At 62.6% G+C, this 21,261-nt stretch carries 18 protein-coding genes; 3 read left to right on the top strand and 15 right to left on the bottom strand.

The window, feature by feature from the left end; translation table 11 throughout:
- Positions 1-57 precede the first annotated feature (57 nt).
- The 5 genes from CO655_RS08485 to bcsN all read right to left on the bottom strand — a co-directional run bounded on the left by CO655_RS08485 (position 58) and on the right by bcsN (position 9,211).
- On the bottom strand, positions 58-2,385 hold the full coding sequence (locus tag CO655_RS08485) for a cellulose synthase (RefSeq protein ID WP_097664354.1): 2,328 nt from the start codon (positions 2,383-2,385) through the stop codon (positions 58-60).
- On the bottom strand, positions 2,382-3,428 hold the full coding sequence (locus CO655_RS08480; protein WP_097664353.1) for a glycosyl hydrolase family 8: 1,047 nt from the start codon (positions 3,426-3,428) through the stop codon (positions 2,382-2,384). The genes CO655_RS08485 and CO655_RS08480 overlap by 4 nt, the downstream gene beginning before the upstream one ends.
- A complete protein-coding gene (locus CO655_RS08475; protein ID WP_097664352.1) occupies positions 3,425-5,875 on the bottom strand; it encodes a cellulose biosynthesis cyclic di-GMP-binding regulatory protein BcsB in 2,451 nt (816 codons plus the stop codon). Before CO655_RS08475 ends, CO655_RS08480 begins: the two co-directional genes overlap by 4 nt.
- Positions 5,872-8,064 (bottom strand): UDP-forming cellulose synthase catalytic subunit, encoded by a 2,193-nt coding sequence (gene bcsA / locus CO655_RS08470; protein WP_097664404.1) that lies wholly within the window; start codon positions 8,062-8,064, stop codon positions 5,872-5,874. The genes CO655_RS08475 and bcsA overlap by 4 nt, the downstream gene beginning before the upstream one ends.
- Before the next feature lie 166 nt (positions 8,065-8,230).
- Positions 8,231-9,211 carry a cellulose biosynthesis protein BcsN gene (gene bcsN, locus CO655_RS08465; RefSeq protein ID WP_097664351.1) on the bottom strand — a complete coding sequence of 327 codons (981 nt, stop codon included), beginning with the start codon at positions 9,209-9,211 and terminating at the stop codon, positions 8,231-8,233.
- Positions 9,212-9,531: 320 nt separating this feature from the next.
- Between bcsN and CO655_RS08460 the strand changes: the two genes are divergently transcribed.
- On the top strand, positions 9,532-9,846 hold the full coding sequence (locus CO655_RS08460; RefSeq protein WP_010031115.1) for a DUF1236 domain-containing protein: 315 nt from the start codon (positions 9,532-9,534) through the stop codon (positions 9,844-9,846).
- Between the two features lie 38 nt (positions 9,847-9,884).
- Here the strand turns inward: CO655_RS08460 and CO655_RS08455 are convergent, their stop codons facing one another.
- On the bottom strand, positions 9,885-11,531 hold the full coding sequence (locus tag CO655_RS08455) for an ATP-binding protein (protein ID WP_010031114.1): 1,647 nt from the start codon (positions 11,529-11,531) through the stop codon (positions 9,885-9,887).
- Between the two features lie 375 nt (positions 11,532-11,906).
- On the opposite strand from CO655_RS08455, the gene CO655_RS08450 reads away from it, so the two are divergent.
- A complete protein-coding gene (locus tag CO655_RS08450; RefSeq protein WP_097581670.1) occupies positions 11,907-12,254 on the top strand; it encodes a response regulator in 348 nt (115 codons plus the stop codon).
- Between the two features lie 11 nt (positions 12,255-12,265).
- Here the strand turns inward: CO655_RS08450 and CO655_RS08445 are convergent, their stop codons facing one another.
- The 6 genes from CO655_RS08445 to CO655_RS08420 all read right to left on the bottom strand — a co-directional run bounded on the left by CO655_RS08445 (position 12,266) and on the right by CO655_RS08420 (position 16,699).
- Positions 12,266-12,808, bottom strand: a complete 543-nt coding sequence (locus tag CO655_RS08445; RefSeq protein ID WP_064682169.1) for a MerR family transcriptional regulator — start codon at positions 12,806-12,808, stop codon at positions 12,266-12,268.
- Between the two features lie 151 nt (positions 12,809-12,959).
- Positions 12,960-13,298, bottom strand: coding sequence for an integration host factor subunit alpha (locus CO655_RS08440; protein ID WP_064682168.1), 339 nt, complete (start codon positions 13,296-13,298; stop codon positions 12,960-12,962).
- A 106-nt stretch (positions 13,299-13,404) separates the two neighbouring features.
- The gene (locus CO655_RS08435) at positions 13,405-14,376 is read right to left on the bottom strand and encodes a beta-ketoacyl-ACP synthase III (protein WP_097664403.1); all 972 of its coding nucleotides are present in this window, start codon (positions 14,374-14,376) and stop codon (positions 13,405-13,407) included.
- A 20-nt stretch (positions 14,377-14,396) separates the two neighbouring features.
- On the bottom strand, positions 14,397-15,443 hold the full coding sequence (plsX, locus tag CO655_RS08430) for a phosphate acyltransferase PlsX (protein ID WP_097606522.1): 1,047 nt from the start codon (positions 15,441-15,443) through the stop codon (positions 14,397-14,399).
- Between the two features lie 99 nt (positions 15,444-15,542).
- Entirely contained in the window at positions 15,543-16,097 is a 555-nt protein-coding gene (locus tag CO655_RS08425; protein ID WP_010028962.1) for a DUF177 domain-containing protein, read from the bottom strand.
- An 11-nt stretch (positions 16,098-16,108) separates the two neighbouring features.
- Positions 16,109-16,699 carry a ubiquinol-cytochrome C chaperone family protein gene (locus tag CO655_RS08420; protein WP_097606521.1) on the bottom strand — a complete coding sequence of 197 codons (591 nt, stop codon included), beginning with the start codon at positions 16,697-16,699 and terminating at the stop codon, positions 16,109-16,111.
- 184 nt (positions 16,700-16,883) lie between these two features.
- Between CO655_RS08420 and CO655_RS08415 the strand changes: the two genes are divergently transcribed.
- Complete coding sequence (locus CO655_RS08415; RefSeq protein ID WP_097664349.1) at positions 16,884-17,417, top strand: outer membrane protein assembly factor BamE; 534 nt, start codon at positions 16,884-16,886, stop codon at positions 17,415-17,417.
- A 270-nt stretch (positions 17,418-17,687) separates the two neighbouring features.
- On the opposite strand, the gene CO655_RS08410 is transcribed toward CO655_RS08415, so the two are convergent.
- The 3 genes from CO655_RS08410 to ribH all read right to left on the bottom strand — a co-directional run bounded on the left by CO655_RS08410 (position 17,688) and on the right by ribH (position 20,966).
- A complete protein-coding gene (locus tag CO655_RS08410; RefSeq protein ID WP_077993278.1) occupies positions 17,688-19,826 on the bottom strand; it encodes a sodium-translocating pyrophosphatase in 2,139 nt (712 codons plus the stop codon).
- A 198-nt stretch (positions 19,827-20,024) separates the two neighbouring features.
- Complete coding sequence (nusB, locus tag CO655_RS08405; protein WP_097664348.1) at positions 20,025-20,507, bottom strand: transcription antitermination factor NusB; 483 nt, start codon at positions 20,505-20,507, stop codon at positions 20,025-20,027.
- Between the two features lie 3 nt (positions 20,508-20,510).
- Positions 20,511-20,966, bottom strand: a complete 456-nt coding sequence (gene ribH, locus CO655_RS08400; protein ID WP_004674116.1) for a 6,7-dimethyl-8-ribityllumazine synthase — start codon at positions 20,964-20,966, stop codon at positions 20,511-20,513.
- Between the last annotated feature and the right edge of the window lie 295 nt (positions 20,967-21,261).

The following is a 21,261-nucleotide window of genomic DNA, read 5'->3' as shown; positions in this document are numbered from 1 at the left end:
CTTGCGGACGCGAGGCAGTAGGCAGGCGAGTAGCGGAGAGTGGCGGCGGCGTCAATGTCAGTCGTTGACGTCGGGATGGGTGATCTTCCGCAGATCGGCGAGGCCGCGGGTGGCATCGCGGTTGCCGGTCGCGGCGGCGGCTTCGAAGATCCGGCCCGCATCATCGTACATTTTCAGATTGAGATAGCTGTAGCCGCGCAGAACCATCAGATCGATGCGCTCCTGCTGCAGCTGGGCGCGCTGATCGAGGTAGATGAGGGTTTCGCGATAACGGCCGGCGTCGAAGGCCTGCAGCGCACGATCGGCGAGGATCGCCACCTGCAGTTCGGCAGCGCGCTGGCGGCTTTGCGGCGCCTTGGTTGCCGCGACGGCGGCATTGCTGGAAAGACCGGCGCGCAGATAGGCAAGGCTCTGGCCATAGGCTGCATCTTCGCGGATCTTGCGGACCGGGCTCTGCAACGCCGTCTCGAAGGCCGGGATCGCCTCCATCGGCCGGTTGATCTCCATCAGGCACCAACCGCGCGACAGCGCCTCGGACGGCCCGAGTTGTCCGGCGTCGATGGTCGTCGAGCAGCCCCGCGCCCGGCGCGGACCGCGCTCGACCGCCACCGTCTGCATCGCCGGCCTTGCGACGCGAACGGAGACTTCCGGCTCCGGCTGCGTTGAAGCGGCCGGGGGCTGCGGCGGCTCTGCCGGCTGAGCCTGCTGCTGCGGGGCAAGCGGCGGCTTTGCCGGCTGCGCGCCGGCATTCGACACCAGCGTGTCTTCAAGATTGGCGATGCGCGCCGACCGGCCGGCCCAGGCGCGCTGGAGGTCGAGCACGCCCTTACGGTCGTTCAGCTGCTCCCGGGTGACGGCAAGGCCATAGGCGGACGGTTCGTCGTCCGGTTTCCAGGCAAGCGCGGTTTCGAACCAGCGCGCGGCGGTCTGGAACTGGTTGAGAGAGCGTGCATACCAGCCGAACTGCTGCGCCGTCGGCACATATTTGCGGGCGATCACCTCGGCGGCGACGCGGTGCAACACCTCTTCGGTGAGATCGGCGGGCGGCTGCAGCGCCATCAGATTGGCGGTAGCGGCAAGATAGGTCGATGTCGCATCGTCGGAATCGGCGCGCCAGCGGAACATCACGTCCTCGGCCTCCTGAGGCGCCCTGCGTGCGATCAGCGCCAGCGCCAGGCCTTGCGAAGCAACGGCGGTTTCCTCCTTGGCTCGGGCGGCGCGGAACCACTTCTCGGCATCGGCAGGGTTGTTGCGGCGAAGCTGGTACCAGCCGAGCAGCAGCGCATCGGAGGCGAGACCTTCGCTTTCGGCCAGCTTTTCGAGGCGGGCGATGTAATGGGGCGCAATGGCAAGCTTCGGATCCTCATTGCTCTCGGCCACGAAGCGTCGGGCGAGGTTGTCGCGGATCGCGTCAAATTCCCTGCTGCCGTCGGCAGCGGGCTTCTCCAGCGCCAGCAGCGCCTGCATGGGCTGATAGTCAAGCAGCGTCGAGGCCTTTTCGACCGTCGCCCGCCGTTCGGCCGGATCGCCGCAATTCTTCAGTATATAGGCATAGGCATCCTGGCCACGCTGCGATCGCTCGGTGCGAACGAAGGCTTCGGCGACGCGCCAGAGAACATCGACCTCGCTGCAGGTCAGCAGGCTTGGCGTCGCGGCGCCAATATCGACCACGGTCGCATATTGCTTGAGATCCGACGCGTTGATGAGACGGGCGCGGGCCTCGGCGACATCAAGCCGATCGAGCAGATCGGTCGGCGGCTGCCAACCGGCATCGGCGGCCTGCCGGTCGGCGATCGCCTTGCGTAGCTCCGCATAGCGTCCGTCGGAATAGAGCTTCCACATGGCTTCGAGCTGTTTGTCGCCGTTTTGCGGCACGGCGAGCGGATCGGCCGGCGGAACCCAGTTCGGATAAAGCGCCTGCAGGCGGGAGATTTCAGCCTGCAGGCGCACTTTGTCGCCGCGGCTGGCAAAATAGCGAAGCGCGCTTTCATCGACGTCAGGCTGCGGCGGCGCTGCCGCCTGTTGCGGCGCCGGCTGCTCGGCGACGATCGCCGAAGGGACCGGCGCCGGTTCACCGGCTGTCTGAGGCGCCTCGGATTGCGCTGCTGCAGGCGGCTCTCTTGCGACGTTCGGCTCAGGCGTGTCCGGTGCTGGTGGTTGCGGAGAGGTGATCGCCTCGATCTTGTCGGCGACGGCCTCGGCATTGAAGTCGGGATTGCCGGCGGAAGCGTCGGACGGCTTGATGCGGCCCATCATCATCAGTTCAGGCGCCGGCTTGACGGCGGGGATGCCGAACCTTTCCTGCAGGGTGGCGCGATCCTTCAGCCCGGTGACGAGGGTCGCCACCACGGCTGCCGCTGAAATCGCCACGAGAGAAGATTTCACAGACACTCCGGATGCTTCTCCCCAATATAGGCCAGCCCCAGCAGTTGAAGCGTGGACGGATAATAGAGTGCGGGCGCAAATTGCAGGGCGGAGACCGGCAGCTTGGTCCCGTCGACTACACAGGCCACAACATCGTTAACAATTCTATAACCGGGGTCGGACAAGACGGTCTTCGGCCGGCCGGTGGTCAGATCGATGGTGGCTGGAATGCCATCCTGCGACATGCCCTTTTGCAGGCGGGTCAGCAGCGCCTTGTCTGTGATGCCGCCGCGCGCGAGATAGAGCGGAATGCGAAGGGCGTTATAGGCGAATTCGGCGTCGAACCCCTCCGCCGGCTGCGGCGGGCCGCTGAGGCTGACCCATTCGGCAGGAAGCTTGCGCGGACCGAACTGCATCGTCTTCAACAATGCCACGCCATCATCCGACAATTCTTTCCAGGCATCCGACGGGGCAAGTGCGGCCATCACCGGAATTGCCTCATAGATCCAGTAGGAGGGGTTGACGACGGGGCCGTCCTTGCGGTCAGCGGCGGTAAAACCTTCGCTGCCCGGCAGCAGCAGCATTTGGCCGGCAGAGCGCGCGACTGTTTTGGCGAGCAGCGCCTGGGCCATTCGGGAGGCCGCCAGGATATAGTCGTTGCGGTTCCACGCAGTGCCGGCAAGCGCCAGCGCATAGGCGATCAGCATGTCGCCATCCGTGGCATTGTTGGTGTCCGTCACGTGCGGCTTGACGTTCGGATCCCATTTCCACACGGCCAGGCCATCGTCGCGCAACAGCAGTTCGGTGCGGGTGAAATACCAGATCTGCTCGAAATCGGCGGGGCTTGCCGAGAGATAGGCGAGCAGCATGCCATAGCCCTGCCCCTCGCTGTGGCTGATATTGCCGTTGCCGTTATCGATGATGCGGCCGCTCGGATCGAGAAACTTCGCCTTATAAGCGGACCACGCATCGGCATTGATCATCGCCTGCTGCGCGACGGCCGGCGGGCTTGCGGGGGCGAACATGGCCGTCGCCGCAACGAGGAGCACGCGCCACAGCCTCATTTCGACCGGCCCAGATTTTTCAGCATGCTCGATGTGCTGATGCCGATCAGCAGCACGAAGGCAACGAGCAGGAAGGCATAGGAGAGAATATTCGTCGACAGCCAGTTGGCGGCGATCAAACGATAGTTGGAGACCGACCAGGGTGTGGAGGGCACGAAATCGAAGCGGGTGACGGGCACCGTCTCGATCTTGGCCGTCTTGCTCGAATAGGTGGTGATGTGGCCCGATATCTGCGGCCAGTTCATCTGCGCGGTCAGGACCTCCAGTCCCTCGCGCAGATCTTTCGCCGAGGGCGCCGTCACCACTGTCCACGCGCCGGCGCCCGCGGGGCTGGAGCCCTGGGCAACCAGCAGCGTGGCCATATTTGGCGGCGTGAATATCTCTTCGGCGCCGGGGATGAATTGCAGCGAACTGCGCGTAATGTCGAAATTGCGCCCGACCCATTCGCGGAAGGCGGTGATCTGTCCGCGCAACAGACCGCCGCTGACCTTGGAGTTCCATTCCTCGAAGGCCGTGCCGGTATCGACGACGCCGGGCTGCGCGTCGACCACGGGACGCCACGAGGCCTGGCTCGCCGTGGAGACATTGGTCTGCGACAGCGCGGTCGCCGGCATCTGCGAGATCGAGCCGATGAAGATGGCGTCGCGATCGCCGATCGTATTCGGCGAGGCCACGCTCTCGACGGCGATCGGATGGCCGGCCATGATCGCCATCTGCCCGAGCAGGGTGGCGGCGGCCGACAGCGTGTCGGCGTCGATACGATCGATGAAGAGCGGCGTCGGCTCGGCGGCCCGACCATAGGGATAGGCAGTGCCGGCCATGGCGGCCAGGTTCGGAAGCTGACCGACGCGGGCAAAATCCGGGATATGCAATTCGGAGGTATCGAACAGGGCAAAGCGCGCATTCGCATCGGCGCTGCTGCCCGGCGCGCAGGCGGCATCGCCCTTCGTCATCAGGATCGCCTCGATTGCCACCGTATTGAGACCCGGCTTGAAGTGACGCATCGTCACCCGGATCGGCAGATGGCGCAGAATGCCGCCTGTCGTCGAGGTGAGCGGCACTGTGGAGGCGATGTTGTCGTTGACGTAGATATCGATGTGGCTGCCCGGCTGAACCTTATCGGTATAGGCGGCGTCGAGCAGCACCTTCGCCTCGCCATAGGCATTGGCATAAAAATCCGCCGGCACGCCGACATTGAAGCTGGTCCGGAACCGGCGACCGGAGAATTCGGTGGTTTTTACGCCGAGCTGGGACAGGGGAATGCTGGTATCGGAAAAGATCAGCGGCGCGTTCGGTGCGCTCCAGCGTTCGGTGGTCAGCACATCGCGGCGGACATCGGCGGGCCTGTCCACCGGCGAGACGATGGTATCGATCGCCGAGGAGACCGCCTGCCAGGAAGGACCGCTGATCAGAAGCACGGGCGAGCCGCTGCGCGGATCGGTAACGAAAGCGGCGAGCGGCGCACTTTCGGCGCCGGGCGGCAGGCCGGGAAAGAGCGGCCGCAGCTCCGCGGCGGTGCCGACGAGCACGCCGAGCCTGCCGGGACCGGCGGCCGGAAGCGAGGCAGTGCTGAAGGCGAATATCTGGTTCGGCATGCTGCTCAGCACCGACAGGCCCTGCGCCAGCCGCAGCAGCGGCTCGGTGGTTCCCGGCTGCTCCAGCGCCGGGACGACGATATCGAACGCGGTCCTGCCGGCGCCGTCGACGCCGATGGCGCGAATTGCGTCGGCGCTCGAGAGTTCCGCGGCCTTCCTGCCGGCGAAGCTCAGATAGGTTCCGGCCGGATCGATGTTCGACCAGAGTTCATAAGTGGATTGAATGCTGCAATCGGTGCGATGGCGTTGATCGGCCTGGAAGGTGACGACGTTGGCGCCTGGCTGCAGCAGACCGGAGGGAACCTCGAATGTGACGGCTGATGGGGCGTCCGGCGAGCCGACGCGCTGCTGGCCGATCGGGCGATTGTTGAGATAGACGGTCAGCGCCGAGGCCTCGGGCGCGACGACGATCGAATTCTGATGGGCGAAGGTGAAACTTGCCTTGGCCGCCGCCTGCTCGGGCGTCAGATAGACGGACCATGAGCGGCGGTCGTATTCGCCGCCGAGGCTGAATTTCGAAAAGGGCACAAGATAATGCCTGATATCGCGGGGGCTGGGCTGCGAAGCGGCATTTGCTGCCGCGCCAGGCTGGGGCGCCGGCGCCGGCTGCCGCTGGACAATGATCGGCGCAGGAACGGGCGCCGGCGCTGCCGGCGTCGCCGGTGCGGGTGTTACCGAAACTGCAGGCCTGACGGGCACCGGTGCTGCCACCGGCGGAGCGGGCGGCGTCGGCCTCGGGGCGACGGACGCGCCGGGCGGCCGCTCGCCGGACATGTCGAAGGGCGCCGTCTGCGCCTGGGCGAAGGCGGAAGCGTTCAGCAGGAGAAGCGAAGCGGCGACGATGCTTTTCATCCGGCACTGACCTTTGCCGCCTGCTGCTGTGCCTCCCGCTCCGGCCGCATGCTGCGGAAGAGGTAAACGAGGCCGCGGCTGGTTTGATAAAGCGACAGGCCGAGGAACCAGATGGTGCCGCGGATCAGGCCCGGATTGCGGCGGCGCGAGGTCTGGAATTCGGTCCACTGGCCGGAATTGGCGAACATCAGGTCGGCGATCAGGCGGTGGTCGAGGGCACTTTTCGGCACATACTGGCAACCGACATTGCTGATATCGCCCGACGGCTCGATGTTGCGGACGATAAGCGGCAGGGTTTCCAGCTCGGCGCCGCTATAGGGCCGGAAGCGCATTTCGGCAGGTGCGCCGATGATCATCTCATCAAGCTGTTTGTTGAAGATGTGAAGCCTCGCGCCATGGACGGAAACGTCCTCGATCGAGGCCGCATACCATTTGCCGTTGGCGCCGAATTCGCAGCGCCGGTTGACGCGGACGCGGCGGGACAGGGCGCGCTCGCCGCGTTCCGACACGACGCCCAGCGCGCAGCCGGCCATGATCAGATTGATGACATTCCACCCGCCGACGACGAGCGTGACGTCGGCCTTATAGGGTTCGGCATAAATTCTGTAGAAGGTGATGACGAGCGCGATGATCTGCACCGCAAAGATGACGAAGAACGGACGGCTGATCTCCGACAGGCGGCTGACGGCAATCGATTCGTCCTTGGCGGTGACCTTGAAGGTCGGCTTCCTCGGATTGAGCATGACGGAGACGACCGCCGGCAGCAGATGCACCGTCTGGACATATTCGTAGAGTTCGGAAATCCACGGCCAGCGGAACGACCCGTAGAGGTAGTTCTGCATCATCAGGTTCACCAGCATATAGGCAAACGTGTAGGCCAGGAACTCGCCGCCGGAGGCGGTGAAGATCTCCAGATCGAAGAACAGGTAGAAGAGTGGCGCAAACAGAAAGATCGTGCGCGGGAACGGGAAGAGCCAGAAAAGCGTCGAGGACATGTAGCAAAGGCGCTGCGGGATCGACAGTCCGCGTTTGAGCAGCGGGAAGCGGAAACGCAGGATCTGCATCATGCCCTGCGCCCAGCGGCTGCGCTGGCCGATGAAGCTTGCGAAGGTGGCCGGCTGCAGGCCGGCGATCAGCGGCTTGTCGACATAGATGCTGTTCCAGCCGCTGCCATGCAGCGCTAAGGCCGTCTCGCAATCCTCGGTGATGCTGATGCCGGAAAAGCCGTTCTGCGATTCGAGCGCCCTGCGGCTCAGCACCGCGGCCGAACCGCAGAAGAAGGCGGCGTTCCATTTGTCCAGGCCGCGCTGGATGATGCCGTAGAACATCTCGTTCTCGCTCGGCATCTTGTCGAACGTGCGCAGGTTGCGCTCCAACGGATCCGGATTGATGAAGAAGTGCGGGGTCTGGACGAGGAAGAGCTTCGGATCGTCTTCGAAATAACCGACAGTCTCGAGCAGGAAGTCGCGGGCCGGCGCGTGGTCCGCATCGAAGACGGCGATGAGTTCGCCGGTCGAATGTTTCATGCCGTTGTTGAGATTGCCCGCCTTGGCATGCTCGTTGCGGTCACGCGTGAGATAGGTGACGTCAAGATCCTGGCAAAGCTGCTTTAGTTCGACGTGCCGGGCCGCCGCCGCCTGGGCCTCGAGCAACTTGCCGGAATTGCGTTTCTGCAGGGTGCCGCCATCGTCGAGCAACCAGACATGCAGCTTATCGGCCGGATAGTCCATGGCCTTGGCGGCAGCCAGCGTGTTTCCGAGAAGGCCGGAATCCTCGTTGTAGGAGGGCACGAAGACATCGACATGGGGCAGACGCCCGGGATTGGCGGCGCGCGAAGGGCGCGGCGGCAGCGGTGTGGCGACGATGAAAAGGCTGAGCGCCAGCATCGCCACGCTATACATTTCGGCAAGGTAGAGCAGCAGGCCGGGAATGAAATTCTCGGGCTGGTTCACCGGCGGCAACGTGTTGGTGGTGCGCCAATAGACGTAGCGCAGCACGATCGACGTGCCGAAAGCGAGCGCCACCAGGCGCCACGTCCCCTCGCCCTTCAGGATCTTGATCAGCGCCATCACCGTGACAACCGTGATGCTGGTGATGAGCTGGGTCTGCAGGTTAACCGGCAGGGTGATCAGCACGATCATGCAGAGCGAAACCACGGCCCATATGAAGACGCTGCGGGCTTTGCGCATCGACGTTCCTTCGAAATTCTCCGCCGAGGCATCGTCCGACACCCGGGCACCCTCGCTGGAACAGGATGATTTAGGCCAGCTCGGCCTAAATCCGAATCCTGTTCTAAATTAAAGAGTTAAAGCATGATGCCGGCCGAAAACCGCTCCCGCTTTTCGGCATCATGCTCTATCTCCGGCAGACGGCCGTCATGGCCGCGTCGCCTATGCAGTCCGGTGAGGGCACGGTGACGCCGATCGCCCTTGCCGATTGTACCAACGGTGCGCCGGCCGCCTCCGGCGCCGCGCTCGTCTGTGGCGCCTCGCCCGGCAGCGGCACCCGCGGACCGATGGGCGCCGGCAGCGGTGCGGCGCCTTGCGCCGGCTGCCCACTCGGGGCGCTGCGAAGCGGAGCTGTCCGCGGCAGGCGGACGACGGCAGGCGCCGGCTCATAACCGATCGGCATCGGGCTGGCGCGATATCCGCCCTCGTCGGGATAGATCGGATCGCCGGTACGCCCGAGCGCCGCATCGGCCGGCGGCGGGGTGCCATAGGGGTTCCAGATCACGCCGTCGAAGGTGCCCGATATGGTGTAGCCGTAGACGATGCCGAGCAGCTGGCGCTCGGATGCGCGCGCATCGCATAGCCGCAGACGCAGCTGGATCATGCCGAAATTGCGGGCCTGCGTATTGGCGGCCGCGCTCGAGCGGATCTGTTGCCAGGCAAAGATGCAGGCGTCGCCGGCGCGGCTCCGGCCGGCGGCATAGCCGAATGGGCCATAAGCGTTCTGCAGGAAGGTCGCCGAGGTCGCCATCGGTACGCCGGGGACCGCGTGGGCCATTTCGCGGGCAATAGCGCTCTCGTTGATCATGCTGAAGCCGGCATTGCCCGTTCCGGGATTGGCCCCGGACGCGCCGAAAAACTGGATCTTCAGAAAATTCTGGCCGGGCACCGCGGAGGACGTGAACAGCGAGACCGACTGTTCGACACCATTGCCACGCTTGCGCTCGACGACGCTGACGATCGACGGGCCACCCGGCGGCGGCAGAACCAGCGCCTTCTCAGGCGCCACCGTCTCCGGCCCGGAAGGCTGCCGCACACCGCCGGTCGACGTGCAGCCGGCCATCATGCCCGCCACTGCCACCAGCGATATCGTCTTCCGCAAGCGCATGTCTCGAGCCGCCGCAATCGTCTTTCCAGATATCCATTCGCAAACCGAAACGCGACGGACCTTCGAATCAACGACCACCCGGCCGTTCACCCGACATAAGCCGCCGACATGGTTAATGAAGTGTAAAGAGCCCGCCCCTGATGCCACCGGAAGACTCGCACTGAACATGATTCGGACAGCTCAACCGTATGGTGCACAAAGTCGTTTAGCAACAAACAATCGGCATGCCCGCCCCCCCGCCAAGGCGGCAGGCCAGGGCGGAACTATGCTGCATGGCCGACGTTGCCTTGATGTCCAGGGTTTAAAAAGGAGAACATCCCATGCGCAAGATCATGTTGGCTACGGCCGCCATGCTGACCATCTGCTCGGCCGCCTTCGCACAGAGCACCGTCGTCATCACCGATCCCGCACCAACCGGCTCTGTCGTCCTGCCCGGCGAGGTGCGCACTTATGTCATGGAGCAAAACACGCCATCGGTCGTCTATGATGGTGAGATCACGGTTGGCGCGACGCTGCCGGACACCGTCGAAATCCATACCGTGCCCAATGTCGACGGCTATGGCTACACGGTCATCAACGAACGTCGCGTCATCGTCGAGCCGAAGACGCACCGCGTGATTCAGGTTCTTGAATAAGGTGATCGGGAGGCTGGAGACGCGCGTCGCGCGCGACTTCACGCCTCCTCGCCTCCCATCCTCACCGGCATATTCAAAAGCTCGCGGATCTTATGGGCGAGCTGCTCCAGGCTGAAAGGCTTGGCGAGCAGCGAAACGCCGTGATCCAGCACGCCATTGTGGACGATGGCATTGCGCGTGTAACCCGTGGTGTAAAGGATCCGGATTCTTGGCCATTTTTCCTGAACGGCGTCGGCAAGCTGACGCCCGCTCATCTGCGGCATCACAATATCGGTGAAGATCAGGTCGATATCGGAATTCTGCTCGAGAAGGAGAAGCGCCTCCACGCCGCTTCCCGCCTGCAATACGGTGTAACCGAGTTCATGCAGGCTTTCGGCGGTCATGGTGCGGACGTGTTCATCGTCCTCCACCACCAGGATCGTATCGTTGACGCTGCCCTGGGGAAGCGGCTGGGCGCCGGCGGCAGCGAGGCGCGCATCCGCCTTGCCGACATGGCGTGGCAGATAGATCTTTACCGTCGTTCCGCGGTCGATCTCCGAATAGATCTTGATATGGCCGCCGCTCTGCTTGATGTAGCCGTAGACCTGGCTGAGGCCGAGGCCCGTGCCCTTGCCGGGTCCTTTGGTGGTGTAAAACGGATCGAAGGCGCGGTCGATCACGTCTGGCGACATGCCGGTGCCGGTGTCGGTGATGCTGATCATCACATACTGGCCCGCTTCGACCTCCGAATGCATCCGTGAATATCGCTCATCCAGTTCGGTATTGGCAGTCTCAATCGTCAGATGACCGCCGCCGGGCATAGCGTCGCGCGCATTGACGGCCAGGTTCAACATGGCGTTTTCGAGTTGGCTCAAATCGGCAAAGCTCGGCCAGAGGCCGCCGGCGAGCACGGTCTCGATCCGGATATGTTCGCCGAGCGTGCGTCGCAGTAACTCCGACATGCCGCCGACCAGCTTGTTGACGTCGATCACCTCCGGGGCGAGCGGCTGCTGGCGCGAGAAGGCGAGAAGACGCGCGGTCAGCACCGCCGCCCGCTGGGCCCCGTCTCTGGCATTCTGAAGGGAGTTCAGCAGGCGCGGATCCTCATGTCCGGTCATGCGCCGCTGGGCAAGATCGAGATTGCCGATTATGATTGCCAGCATGTTGTTGAAATCATGGGCGACGCCGCCTGTGAGCTGGCCGATCGTCTCCATCTTCTGCAGCTGGCGGACCTGCGCCTGGGCGGCGGCATTCTCTTCCATCTCGTGTCTGAGTGCGGCAGTGCGCTCGCCCACCGTCTCCTCCAGGCGCGCGTTGAAGCCGTTGAGCTCGGAGCGGAGGCGGCTCTGCCTGCCATGGGCGATGATGATCATCTCCATCAGTCCGATGATGATCGCGGCATTGACCAGATAGGTCGAAAGGCCAACCCATTGGCCGGCGCTGACCGGCCAGAATGCGTCATGCGGCTCGACGAAAAACTGCTGAACGACGAAGGCCGCAACCATGGCCGCGAGAAGGCCCGGTCCTGCGCCGCCGATGAAACTGGCGAGCAAGATCGCCGGGAGGAAACTCAGGAAGGGAAAACCGGAGAGATAATCGCTGGCAGCGAGTCGCAGAAGAAACGTCAGACCAACGAAGGCAACCGCCAGCGGATAGGTATAGCCCGGCCTGTGACGCAGCCAATCCGTGGCACTCAGCAAATCCATTCCATACCCCTTCTCACAGCGCCGCGCGTCCTTTCAGACGCGCGCAAAGGACGCTGCAACGCTTTGAATTACTGCATAATTTTTTCCGTAAAGCGATTCCCATTTCGCGAATTTTGCAGTAGCCGTCGCTGAAACGGCATCTCAGCTTTTGCACAACGAATTTCGCCGGGCAATATGCTGTTTCGAAAGCGCGGCGCGATCTTTCGGATTCGCTTGCCGCGCCTTAGGCTTTTATGGTTACACATATCGTTCCGTAAAACCGCGGCGCGGCTTTTGCGCAACAGGTTTTACCACCGCTGCGTGCAGCATCTTGACGAGCTGCACAAGCGGTCACATAAACTTCGTGCCCAGCAAGGGGAATGGGTGGACGGGATCATGAAAGACATATTCATCGTCGAGGACGATGCGCTGATCGCCATGCTGCTCGAGGACATGCTGAGCGATCTCGGCTATCGGGTTTGCGCGACTGCGCCCGACCTGGAACGGGCGCTCGCGGCTGCCAAGGACACGGAGTTCGACGCCGCCATCCTCGACGTCTCACTTGCCGGCCGGAGTTCGCTGCCGGTCGCAAAGCTGCTCGACGAGCGCGGCAAACCCTATCTCTATGCGACGGGCTATGGCAGTGCACCGGAAGGCAGCACCCCAAGCACGCTGCCGGTGCTGCGCAAACCTTTCCAGCTCAGCGAGCTCGAACAGGCGATGAAGCTGCTTGCTGAAGCCTGAGGCGTGTTTCCTCAACGCACCTGATCAAGCAGACGCTTGCATTCGAGGAGGTCGTAGAGCGCCTCCTGCAGCAGCGCCCTGTCTTCCTTGCCGATGCTCGACTTGCCGATCGAGACTTCCGGCTGATCGTCGTCTCCGGCCACGAAGTTGAAGAACCGGCGGGTGATGGGCGGCTTGGCGCGGCCGACAATCTGGTCCTCCTCGGCCATGCCGACGCGCGGCTCGCCCGATCCCGTCTCCTGCACGCCCGAGGCAAGCGCCTCGACGCTGGCGAGATCGCCATGGCCGACCGATATGACGAACTTGTTGCCGTTGGTCTTCAGAAGCTTCTGCACGCCCTTGATCGTATAGCCGTGATCATAGAGCAAATGCCGAATGCCCTTGAGAAGGTCGACATCCTCCGGCCGGTAGTAGCGACGGCCGCCGCCGCGTTTCATCGGCTTTATCTGAGGAAACCGCGTTTCCCAGAAGCGCAGCACATGCTGCGGCAGATCAAGATCGTCTGCGACTTCGCTGATGGTGCGAAAGGCATCGGGGCTCTTGTCCAACGTCATACTGCTACGCAACCTCGCAGGCTCGATCCAACGGCGACTCACCATATTTCAAAGGTTTGGCGCCGACAATTCAAGTCATGTGTCGACGTTGCGCACAGGCGATGGATGATGCGGGAGAAAAAAGCCGTTCCGAGCAGGCGGAAGACCGATATCAGAGAGCCGGATTCTGCGGCTTCAGCTTGACCTTGCGAGCGACATGCGCCTTGAGGATGCGCGTCTTCAGCACGTTCGATGCCTTGAAGGTCATGACCCGGCGGGGAGAGATCGGAACCTCCTCGCCGGTCTTCGGGTTGCGGCCGATCCGCTCGTTCTTGTCGCGAACCTGAAAGGTGGCGAAGGAAGAAAGCTTGACGGTTTCACCACGCACGATGGCGTTGCAGATTTCGTCGATGACGGTTTCGACAAGTTCGGCGGATTCTGTCCGGGAAAGCCCAACCTTTCGGAAAACGGATTCCGCCAGGTCTGCTCGCGTCACTGTTTTTCCGGTCATGGTTTCCCCGCCCATTACAAATTATTTTGTGAAAGCGATCGAAGAGTATTTGTCTTGCGCCTCACGGTCAAGCTCTTGTTCGCCGCCAGTTTTTTAGGATTTGCGCTTACCAGCGCAACAGAACGGCGCCCCAGGTGAAGCCGCCGCCCATCGCTTCGAGCATCACCAGGTCACCCTTCTTGATGCGGCCGTCGCCGGCAGCGGTCGCAAGCGCGAGCGGGATCGAGGCGGCCGAGGTATTGCCGTGCAGATCGACCGTGACGACGACCTTTTCCGCATCGATGTTCAGCTTCTTCGCCGAACCGTCGATGATGCGTCGATTGGCCTGGTGCGGCACCAGCCAGTCAAGATCTTCGGCGGTGGTGCCGGTCGAATCGAACGCAGCCTGGATGACATCGGTGATCATGCCGACGGCGTATTTGAAAACCTCGCGGCCTTCCATGCGCAGCTTGCCGACGCTGCCGGTCGTCGACGGTCCGCCGTCGACATAAAGCTTGTCCTTGTGCGAACCGTCGGAACGCAGATGCGCGGTCAGCACGCCGCGGTCTTCAGACGTCCCCTCGCCTTCGGCCGCCTCCAGCACGATCGCGCCGGCGCCGTCGCCGAAGAGCACACAGGTCGTGCGGTCGTTCCAGTCGAGAATGCGCGAAAAAGTCTCGGCGCCGATCACCAGAACGCGTTTTGCAAGGCCGCCGCGGATATAGGCGTCCGCAGTCGTCACCGCATAGACGAAACCGGTGCAGACGGCCTGAACGTCAAAGGCGAAGCCGTGGCACATGCCGAGACGGTTCTGGATGTTGACCGAGGTCGCCGGAAACGTGTTGTCGGGCGTCGAGGTGGCGCAGATGATGAGATCGATGTCGTCGGGCGTCAGCCCGCCATTTTCGAGCGCCGCCCGCGCGGCCGCCTCGCCGAGCGAGGCCGTCGTCTCGTCGTCGCCGGCCACGTAACGCTGGCGGATGCCGGTGCGCTGGACGATCCATTCGTCCGACGTATCGACGATGGCTTCCATATCTTGATTGGTCATCACGCGCTTCGGAAGTGCGGCTCCGAATCCGCGAACCACTGAACGGATCATATTCGATTGAACCCCATCGCTCATGCCGCTTCCGGGCCCATCGGGGGCAGGCGCTTGGCATGATATTTCTTAAGATCGTTTTCTATTTTCTGATTGAGGCCGTTCTTGGCCATGTCGTAGCCGACCTCGATCGCGGCGGCGATGCCTTCGGCATTGGCGCCGCCATGGCTCTTGATGACGATGCCGTTCAGGCCGAGAAACACGCCGCCGTTGACCTTGCTCGGATCGAGTTTCTCGCGAAGCATGTCGAAGGCGCCTTTGGCGAAGAGGTAGCCGATGCGGGCGAGCAGCGTGCGCGACATGGCCGCACGCAGATATTCGGCGATCTGCTTGGCCGTGCCTTCGGCGGTCTTGAGCGCAATATTGCCGGAGAAGCCTTCGGTGACGACGACGTCGACGGTGCCCTTGCCGAGATCGTTGCCCTCGACGAAGCCGGAATATTCGAGCGAATCGATATTCGCCTCGCGCAACAGCCTACCGGCCTCCTTGACCTCTTCCTGGCCTTTCACCTCTTCGACGCCGACGTTCAGAAGGCCGATCGTCGGGCGTTCGATCTCGAAAAGCGCGCGCGCCATGGCGCCGCCCATCAGAGCGAAATCCATCAGCTGCTGCGCATCGGCGCCGATCGTCGCGCCGACATCGAGCACGATGCTCTCACCCTTCAGCGTCGGCCAGATCGCCGCGATCGCCGGGCGCTCGATATTGGCCATGGTGCGAAGACAGAACTTCGCCATCGCCATCAGCGCCCCGGTATTGCCGGCCGAGACCGCGACATCGGCATCGCCCGTTTTCACCGCTTCGATCGAACGCCACATGGTGGAGACATAGCGGCCACGGCGCAGCGCCTGGCTCGGCTTCTCTTCCATGCTGACCGCAAGCTCGCAATCGTGAAAGACCGATTTTTCCTTAAGTTTCGGAAATTTGGCGAGAACAGGATCGCACTGTTCCTTAAGACCGTAAAAAACGAAAGAAATATCCGGATGCCGATCCAGCGCCTTGGCAGCGCCGGGGATGACAACCTGGGGACCAAAGTCGCCACCCATGAGGTCGAGAGATATTCTGATCACGCGTCCCTGATCCTTCTTTCCGCCGAGGGGCGAAATTTCGGCCAAAATACTGGTTTTGGCGTCGCATACAACTGAATTATGTCAAATGCCAGCGAGGCTTCAGTCCTTTTTCCAGTCCTTGAGAACCGCGAAAGCGGAGGGCTTTTTATCGTTCTCGCCGCTATCTTCGATATGACCTTCGAACTCGACGCCCTCTTTGCGCGGATAGGGGTCGATCGCAAGAGCGGCGAATTCCGCGACCACCTCGCCGGCATCGATCGTATCGCCGACAAAGGTCTCGGGCAGATCAGGACCGTCTGGATCGAGCAGCATTTCACCGGCGTCATTGCCGGGCTGGCGGGCAAGCTTGGAACCTTCAGGCACGAAAATCTGCTCGAAGTTTTCGTCGATGGTGGCTTCGACCGGTTCGAGCGTCACGACGCAGGACTGGACGATCTTCGCCTGCACGCGGCCCTTGACGCGCACGCCGTCGCGCTTCCAGCGGCCAATCTGCAGATCGGCGCTCAGAGCCTCGACGGAGACGACGTTCCAGGCCTCGGCGAGCGCCTTCAATTCGCTGGCGTCGGCCTCGATATGGACCTCGACGGGGTTGGCGGAGATATGGCCGACCTTGACGTGATAGGAGAAGGGAACATCGTCCCGATCGTTCTTCATTATTTCCTCCTTCAGGCGACCGGCGGCAGCGTTGCCGAGCCGCCGGCAATCATCTCTTCCGGAACGGCGGACAGATGGGCTTCTGCCGCCACCATCCAGCCGGCAAGGCCGGACATATCGGCCGGCGCCGGGCTTTCGGGGTAGATATTGCGCTGGAGGGCGAGCGCAAGCGCTTCGCGATCGCCCGCATCCATCGCCTTCGAATAGGCTTCGAGCCGGCCGTAGAACATGCCGGCGAGCTTCTTCATGCGTTTCGGCACGCTGTTGTCACCAATGCCGAGTTCGCGGATCGAATAGTCGATGTCCTGGAAAAAGGCGTCGACGATCTCCTGGGCGATCTCCTGGCCGCTGACAGCAGAGGCACGCGTGCGGCGAAAATACAGAATCATCACGATCGAGAGCATTTCGAAACGGCCCATGACCGTGTCCGGCACATTGAGCCGCTCATAAAGTTCCGGCATGCGCGCGGCGGCCGTCAGCGCCGCATATTGCCTGTCGACGATCGCCTGATTGTTGTTTTTCTTGCGGAAGAGACCGAAGATCATTGTTTTTTCCGGAAATGCCTCAATCTTCACGCCGGCTGGCGTCTGGCCTTGTTGCATGATTTCGAAAGCTGGTTTACCGAAGCAGGCGCGAATTGCAATGCCGATCGTAGCCAGTTTCGGGACGACGCCTTCGAGGCGTTGGGAAACAAATTCGGGACATTCGACCCGGAATGGCCACAATGGTTTTGCAGGAGGAAGCGTGCAAGGCCCAAACGGCTGCTATCGACACTCAAGGGAGTAGATGTCGTTGAAGAAACGGTATTTCAAGTCTGACATGAAGTTCTTCAGCAGCGCGGCCATTGCCTTCATAATCGCCTCAACCACGGCTCTTTCGGGCTGCCAGACCGGCACCGTGCTCAATGGCGGCTACGTCGCCGACCAGCAGTCGCTCAATCTCGTTCCGGAAGGCTCGAGCCGCGAGCAGGCGCTGCTTTCGCTCGGCACCCCGTCGACGACGGCGACCTTCGACGGCGAAGTCTTCTATTACATCTCGCAGCGGCGCACGCGTTCGGTCGCCTTCCAGAAGCTGAAGGTCGTCGATCAGAGCGTTCTGGCGATCTATTTCGACAAGGACGGCGTCGTCAGCCGCCGCGCCAATTATACGCTGCAGGACGGCAAGGTGTTCGACACGATCGGACGCGTCACGCCGACCGGCGGCAAGGAACTCACCTTCCTGCAGCAGATGCTTTCCGGCGGCAGCGCTGCGAACGCGGCCCGCAGCCTGTTCGGCGGCGGCGCCGGCGGCACGCCGCAGAATCCGAGCAGCCTGCGCTGATCGGACAAGCTTCAACGACAAAACCCGCCGGATCGCTCCGGCGGGTTTTTTGTTGACAAACCTCGTGTTTTTACCCGGCGTCATCTTCAGCCCAGGAGATTGGACGCCCGCCCCTCGTCCGGCTGCCGCCACCTTCTCCCCGTAAACGGGGCGAAGGGCGATAGTCGCACTCTTTCCGTCCCTTACCAACGTCTCGCATGGCACGTCCCCTCTCCCCGTTTTTACCGGGAGAGGGTTAGGGTGAGGGGCTGCCAGCCGCTGTTGCAGCCATCAACCGGCGAGAACGGCGAGCAGCAGAAGTGCCACGATATTGGTGATCTTGATCGCCGGGTTGACGGCAGGGCCGGCTGTGTCCTTGTAGGGATCGCCGACGGTATCGCCGGTAACGGAGGCCTTGTGCGCATCCGAACCCTTCATGTGACGCACGCCGTCCTTGTCGACGAAACCGTCCTCGAAGCTCTTCTTGGCATTGTCCCAGGCGCCGCCGCCCGAGGTCATCGAGATAGCGACGAAGAGGCCGTTGATGATGACGCCGAGCAGCGATGCGCCGAGGGCGGCAAAGGCGGAGGCCTTGGAGCCGGAGATCAGAAGCACGCCGAAATAGACGACGATGGGCGCCAGCACCGGCAGCAGCGACGGCACGATCATTTCACGGATGGCCGCCTTGGTCAGAAGGTCGACGGCCTTACCGTAATCCGGCTTTTCCGTGCCCTGCATGATGCCCGGCTTCATCTTGAACTGGCGGCGCACCTCCTCGACGATCGAGCCGGCGGCGCGGCCGACGGCTGTCATGGCGATGCCGCCGAAGAGATAGGGAATCAGGCCGCCGAACAGCAGGCCGGCGACGACATAGGGGTTCGACAATTCGAAGGAGATTTCGCCGATATTGGCGAAGTAGGGATATTGGTCGCCATGGGCGGCGAAATATCTGAGATCGTTGGCATAGGCGGCAAAAAGCACCAGCGCACCGAGGCCGGCCGAACCGATCGCGTAACCCTTGGTCACCGCCTTCGTGGTGTTGCCGACGGCGTCGAGCGCATCGGTCGACTTGCGCACTTCCGGCGGCAGATGCGACATTTCGGCGATGCCGCCGGCATTGTCGGTGACCGGGCCAAAGGCATCGAGCGCAACGATCATGCCGGCAAGACCGAGCATGGCGGTGACCGCAATGCCGGTGCCGAAAAGGCCGCCGAGCTGATAGGTGGCAAGAATGCCGCCGACGATGACGATGGCCGGCAGGGCGGTCGATTCCAGCGAGACCGCCAGACCCTGGATGACGTTGGTGCCGTGACCGGTCACCGACGACTGGGCGATCGAAACGACCGGACGCTTGCCGGTGCCGGTATAATATTCGGTGATGACGACGATCAGCGCGGTGACGACGAGGCCGACAAGGCCGCAGACGAAGAGGTTCGTGCCCGTCACGTCGGCGCCGGCAACGGTGCCGAGCGAGCCCCAGCCGACCGTCAGCGAGGTGGCGGCGCCGAGACCGATGATCGACAAGAGGCCGGTGACGATGAGGCCCTTGTAGAGGGCGCCCATGATCGAGCCGTTCGAACCGAGCTTGACGAAGAAGGTGCCGATGATCGAGGTGATGATGCAGGCGCCGCAGATCGCCAGCGGATAGATCATCGCGGACTCGAGGATCGGCGCGCCGGCAAAGAAGATCGCGGCGAGAACCATGGTGGCAACGACGGAGACCGCATAGGTCTCGAAAAGGTCGGCGGCCATGCCGGCGCAGTCGCCGACATTGTCGCCGACGTTATCGGCAATCGTCGCCGGGTTGCGCGGATCGTCCTCGGGAATGCCGGCTTCCACCTTGCCGACGAGGTCGCCGCCGACATCGGCGCCCTTGGTGAAGATGCCGCCGCCGAGACGGGCGAAGATCGAGATCAGCGAAGCGCCGAAGCCGAGCGCCACCAGCGAATCGATGACGTCGCGCGAGCCGCTCTCATGGCCGAGACCGACGGTCAGAATGGTGTAGTAGATGGAGACGCCGAGCAGCGCGAGGCCCGCCACCAGCATGCCGGTGATCGCACCCGACTTGAAGGCGATGTCGAGGCCGGCGGAGAGGCTGGCGGACGCGGCCTGCGCGGTGCGCACGTTGGCGCGGACGGAGACGTGCATGCCGATGAAACCGGCAGCGCCTGACAGCACGGCGCCAATCAGGAAGCCGATGGCGGCCGTGGCGGAAAGAAGCAGCCAGGCTGCGATGAAGACAACGACGCCGACGAGGGCAATGGTGCGATACTGGCGCGTCAGATAGGCCTGAGCGCCTTCGCGGATATAGCCCGCGATCTCCTGCATCCGGCTGTTTCCCTGATCGGCGGCAAGCACCGACCGGGTTGCCCAGGCGGCATAGACCACCGAGAGCAGACCGCATGCAATTACGCATAAAAGAATGGTCATTTCGCTCTTTCCTCCCATAGGCCGGAGTTCACTCCTCCTCCGGCAGATACGCCGCCGACTCGCCTTCCTCTCCACAGAAATGCCACAGCTAAGCGGTGCGGAGATTGCGTGGTCGATCACGTGGCGTCAAGACCGCAACGGGCGAAAACCGTTACGCTGAGAAGAAAGACGAAGGGAGATCGTTTGGCGGCTAAGAACCTATTTCTTCGCCTCGCCGCGGACCTGCTTGGCGATGCGGTCGAGCACGGCGTTGACGAGCTTCGGCTCGTCGTCCTCGAAAAACGCCTGTGCGATCTCGACATATTCGGTGACGATGACCGCCACCGGAACGTCCTTGCGGTCAAGGAGTTCGAAGACGCCGGCGCGCAGGATGGCGCGCACGGTGCTGTCAAGCCGCGACAGAGCCCAATCATCCTGCAGCGCTGCAGCGATCAGCGGATCGAGGCGGACCTGATCACGCACCACGCCGGAGACGATGGAGCGGAACCAGCCGGCATCGGCCTTCAGGTAGGTCGCGCCGTCGATTTCCTGGCCGAGGCGATGCGCCTCGTATTCAGCGACGATTTCCAGAACGCCCGTGCCGCCGACATCCATCTGATAAAGCGCCTGAACGGCAGCAAGACGGGCAGCGCCCCGCTGGTTCGCAGTCTTGACCGGCCGTTCCGTCTTGTCGTCACTCATTCTTCATGCACCCAGTTTCTGCTTCAGCTCGATCATCGTCAGAGCTGCGCGAGCGGCAAATCCGCCCTTGTCCTTGTCCGAGCGGCGCGCGCGCGCCCAGGCCTGTTCGTCATTTTCCACGGTCAGTATGCCGTTGCCGATGGCAAGGGACTCGCTGACCGCGAGATCCATCAAAGCGCGCGAGGATTCGTTCGACACGATATCGAAGTGATAGGTCTCGCCGCGGATGACCATGCCGAGGGCGACATAGCCGTCATAATGCGTGCCGCCATTGTCGTCTCCATCGAGCGACATGGCAATCGCTGCCGGAATTTCCAGCGCGCCGGGAACGGTGACGACCTCAAAGGTGGCGCCGGCCTCTTGCAATGCGAAGGTCGCGCCTTCGAGCAGGGCATCGGCCATGTCGTCGTAGAAGCGGGCCTCAACGATCAAAATATGGGGAGCGGTCTCTCTCGGCATGGTTCACCTTCGGTTTATGGGGCGTTTTCCACTCGGCAGGCCGCGGTCAAAACATGCCTTCATCAGAATGGCAAGCACTTTCGCCCGATGCCGCAACGCCAAAGACGAAATATCGGCAAAGGGATAGCTGCACAGCTGAGCAGGCCTTTCAAACCAGGTTCCCCGGACGCCTGGAAAACGGCAATTCGAAGGCAATTTTCATGAAGAATTTTTAATGGATTTTCAGTGGCTTAGTCCATTGAATCGCGAAGAGGGCAACGCCAATTCCATGTCGTGACGAGACGATCCCCTGCAA

Origin of the sequence: Rhizobium sp. M1 (assembly GCF_002531805.1) — a bacterium.
In the GTDB taxonomy this organism is placed as follows: Bacteria; Pseudomonadota; Alphaproteobacteria; order Rhizobiales; family Rhizobiaceae; genus Rhizobium; species Rhizobium etli_C.
Note: the sequence above shows the minus strand (reverse complement) of the source record. Positions and strands in the feature narration are given on the sequence as shown.